At 72.0% G+C, this 3,926-nt stretch carries 4 protein-coding genes; all 4 read left to right on the forward strand.

Features of this window, described 5'->3' with window-relative positions; translation table 11 throughout:
• The first annotated feature begins 52 nt into the window (after nt 1–52).
• Nucleotides 53–1,132 carry a polyprenyl synthetase family protein gene (locus VF697_RS29585; protein ID WP_331100134.1) on the forward strand — a complete coding sequence of 360 codons (1,080 nt, stop codon included), beginning with the start codon at nt 53–55 and terminating at the stop codon, nt 1,130–1,132.
• 13 nt (nt 1,133–1,145) lie between these two features.
• Nucleotides 1,146–2,693, forward strand: coding sequence for a phytoene desaturase family protein (locus VF697_RS29590; protein ID WP_331100136.1), 1,548 nt, complete (start codon nt 1,146–1,148; stop codon nt 2,691–2,693).
• A complete protein-coding gene (locus tag VF697_RS29595; RefSeq protein ID WP_331100138.1) occupies nt 2,690–3,745 on the forward strand; it encodes a phytoene/squalene synthase family protein in 1,056 nt (351 codons plus the stop codon). The genes VF697_RS29590 and VF697_RS29595 overlap by 4 nt, the downstream gene beginning before the upstream one ends.
• A partial coding sequence (locus VF697_RS29600) for a hypothetical protein (protein ID WP_331100139.1) occupies nt 3,742–3,926 on the forward strand: 185 nt, incomplete at its 3' end. The genes VF697_RS29595 and VF697_RS29600, both read left to right, overlap by 4 nt.

The following is a 3,926-nucleotide window of genomic DNA, read 5'->3' on the forward strand; positions in this document are numbered from 1 at the left end:
ACAAACGCTACCTCCATCGTTGAAGGTACCCACCGCCCCCGAGGAAGGTTGTATGGGCCCCACGCCGTTCACCGTCGCACCGCCCCGGCCGGCTCCCTCGGTGGAGCAGGCCTGGTTGAAGTTGGTGCAGGCCCAGGTGGAGGGCTCGCTGGTCGAGGTGCTGGAGCTGCCGGACGAAGCGCGGCTGGACACACATTGGACAAGGGTGCTGGAGCTGGTGCGCGAGTACGTGCTGCGACCCACCCGACGCGTGCGCCCGGCGCTGCTGTTGGCCGGCTACTGCCTGGCGCGGGGCTCGGCGGCGGTGCCGGCCGGGCTGTGGCGCTTCGCCGCGGGGCTGGAGCTGCTGCATGCCTTCCTCGCCATCCATGACGACGTGGCGGAGCAGGGGGCCCTGCGGCACGGCGGGCTGGCACTGCACCACCTGCTGACGCCGGATCGCGTGGGGCCCGACCTGGCGGTGGTGGTGGGTGACCACCTGTTCGCCCGCGCGATGGAGACGATGCTGGGCTCGGAGCTGCCAGCGGCGGCCCGGGCCAGCCAGTACTCCCTGCGGGTGTTCCGCCACGGCGCGGCGGGGCAATACCTGGACCTGGGGCTCCCCCCACTGGGGCAGGTGAGCGTGCTCAAGGCGCTGCGCGTGGCCCGGCTGAAGGCGGTGCGCCAGGGCCTGTTCGCGCCCCTGGCGTGCGGGGCGATGCTGGCCGGGGCGGACATGGCGCTGCAACTCCAGATGGCGCGCCTGGGCGACTGCGCCGGGCTGGCCTGGCAGCTGCGCGACGACCTGCTGTGCCTCTTCGAGAGCGCGCGCGTGCCCGGGCGGCGGTTGGACTGCGACTTCACCCAGGGCCGGCGCACCTTCCCGCTGGTGGCGGCCTGGGCGCGCGCCCGCCCCGAGGTGCGCCGGGAGCTGGAGACGCTCTGGGCGCTGCCCCCCGAGCGCAAGGACGACGCGGCCCGGCAGCGCGCGCGCCGGCTGGTGGAGGAGGCGGGCGGTCGCGCCGCCACCGAGCGCATGGTGGCGAGGGCCTCGCGCGGGGCCGTCAACACGCTCGCGGCGCTGCCCAACCCCAATGGCCTGAGGGACCTGCTCCAGGCGCTCATCGGCCAGTGGGCCCACCGGATGGTTTGACGAGGAGAGCCCCGTGAGCAGCGGCAAGCGACAGGCGGTGGTGGTGGGCGCGGGCGTGGGGGGGCTCGCGGCGGCGGCGCGGCTGGCCCACCAGGGCTTCGACGTGCAGCTCTTCGAGAAGACGGACGGCCCTGGCGGGCGCTGCAACCGCATGCGGGTGGACGGCTTCACCTGGGACCTGGGCCCCACCATCGTGCTCATGCCCGAGGTGTTCCAGGAGACGTTCGCCTCGCTCGGCCGGCGGATGGAGGACTACCTCACGCTGCTCAAGTGCGATCCGAACTACCGCATCCACTACCGCGACGGCTCGGACATCACCTTCACCTCCGAGCTGTGCGCCATGGGGCGCGAGCTGGAGCGCATCGAGCCCGGCAGCTACCAGCGCTACCTCGCCTTCCTCGCCCAGGGGCGCACCCAGTACCGCACGAGCCTGGACCACCTGGTGGGCCGCAACTACTCGGGCATCACCGACTACTTCGCGCCCTCGGTGCTCAAGCGCATCTTCCAGGTGCGTGCCCACCGCCGCATGTACGCGGACGTCAGCCGCTTCTTCCAGGACGAGCGGCTGCGCGCGGCGATGACCTTCCAGACGATGTACCTGGGCGTGTCGCCCTTCGCCTCGCCGGCGGTGTACGGGCTCTTGCCCTTCACCGAGCTGGGCGTGGGCGTGTGGTTCCCCCAGGGCGGCCTCTACGCCATTCCCCTCGCGCTGGAGAAGGTGGCGCGCGAGGAGGGCGTGCGGCTGCACTACGGCGCGCCGGTCAAGCGCATCCTCACCGAGGGCGCTCGCACCACGGGCGTGCTGCTCGAGGACGGGCGGGTGGTGAAGGCGGACGTGGTGCTGTGCAACGCGGACCTGCCCTACGCGTACGAGAAGCTGTTGGATCCGAAGGCCACCACGCTCAAGCGCGCGAAGAAGCTGCGCTACACCTCCAGCGGCTACATGCTCTACCTGGGGCTGCGGCGCCGCTACGAGGGGTTGCAGCACCACAACGTCATCTTCGGCCACGACTACAAGGGCTCGTTCGACGACATCTTCGAGCGCTTCCGCGTCCCCGAGGATCCGAGCTTCTACGTCAACGCCCCGGCCCACACGGACCCGAGCCTCGCGCCGCCGGGCAAGGACGCCCTCTATGTCCTCGTGCCGGTGCCCCACCAGCACCCGAACGTGGACTGGAAGGTGGAGGGCCCGAAGGTGCGCGCCAAGGTGTTCCGCCGACTGGCCGAGCTGGGCTACCCGGAGCTGGAGCGCGACATCGAGGTGGAGCGCACCGTCACGCCGGATGACTGGGCCGCCACCTTCAACCTGGCCCGGGGCAGCGCCTTCGGGCTGGCGCAGAACTTCTTCCAGATCGGCCCCTTCCGCCCGTCCAACCAGGACGCGCGGGTGCGCAACCTCTTCTTCGTGGGGGCCTCCACCCAGCCGGGGACGGGCCTGCCCACGGTGCTCATCTCCGCGCGGCTGGCGGTGGAGCGCATCCAGGCGTGGGTGGGGGGGAGCGAGGTGGAGAAGCAGGTGGTGAGGGGCGTCGGGAGCGGAGCAATCGAGGAGGCAGCATGACGTCGCTGGACCAGACGTTGGTGGCACGGGGTTACGAGATGGCGGAGCGCGTGACGCGGCACCACGCGAAGAGCTTCTTCTTCGCTTCGTTCCTGCTCTTCGGCCTGCGGCGCAAGGCGGCCTTCGCGCTCTACGCCTACTGCCGGCGGCTGGATGACATGGTGGACGTGGCGGACGGGGCGGACCAGGGCGCGGTGCCCGAGGGGCTCGCCGAGCGGCTGATGCGCGCGCGCCGCGCCGTGGCCGAGCTGTACCTGGACACGCCGGAGCTGGCCGACCCCCGCATGCCCCCGCCCGCCACGCGCGCCAGCGGCGGCGCGGGCCCGTGGGACGCGGCGGAGCTCGCCGCCCTGGTGGACTGCATCCGCCGCTTCCGCGTCCCCGAGCTGCCCATGCAGGAGCTCATCTCCGGCATGGAGATGGACCTGACGAAGCGCCGCTACGAGAGCTGGGAGGAGCTGGACCTGTACTGCTACCGGGTGGCGGGCGTGGTGGGGCTGATGATGGCCCCGATGCTGGGCTGCGAGGAGGAGTGGGCGCTGGGGCCGGCCGCGGACCTCGGCCGCGCCATGCAGCTCACCAACATCCTCCGCGACGTGAAGGAGGACCTCGACCGCGACCGCGTCTACCTGCCGCTGGACGAGCTGGCCTCCTTCGGCCTCTCGGTGGAGGACCTGCGCCGGGGCGTGGTGGATGACCGCTGGCGCGGCTTCATGCGCTTCCAGATCGCCCGGGCGCGCGCCTACTACGCGCGGGCGGCCACGGGGATTCCGGCCCTGGGCGGCTTCGGGTGCCAGCGCATGGTGAAGCTGATGGGCTCCATCTACGGGGACATCCTGCGCGCCATCGAGGAGCGCGACTACGACGTCTTCAGCGGACGCGCCTCGGTGCCGCTCTCACGCAAGCTGGGGCTCGCGACGACGATCCTCGTGCGGCCGGAGGCGGTGCTGCCGGCGGCGGCCCGGGCCCAGGAGGGGACCGCGCAGCTCCTACCGGCGGGCAAGGGCCAGAAGGTGTCCGGACCGCTGCTTCCCAGGGGAGTGAGCTCATGAGTGACCACAACGTCAAATCGCTGAAGGTGAAGCGCTCCTCGCGCCTGTCGGGCTTCTACCGCGAGTCCCCGGAGCGCCGCCGGACGCGGCTGGTGGAGTCCCGCTGGCTGGCGCCGGAGGAGGTCGAGGCGTGCGCGGGCCTGGGCGGCTTCAACGAGGCCTGCGCGGATGCGATGGTGGA

This window comes from Archangium sp. (genome assembly GCF_036388035.1).
In the GTDB taxonomy this organism is placed as follows: Bacteria; Myxococcota; Myxococcia; order Myxococcales; family Myxococcaceae; genus Archangium.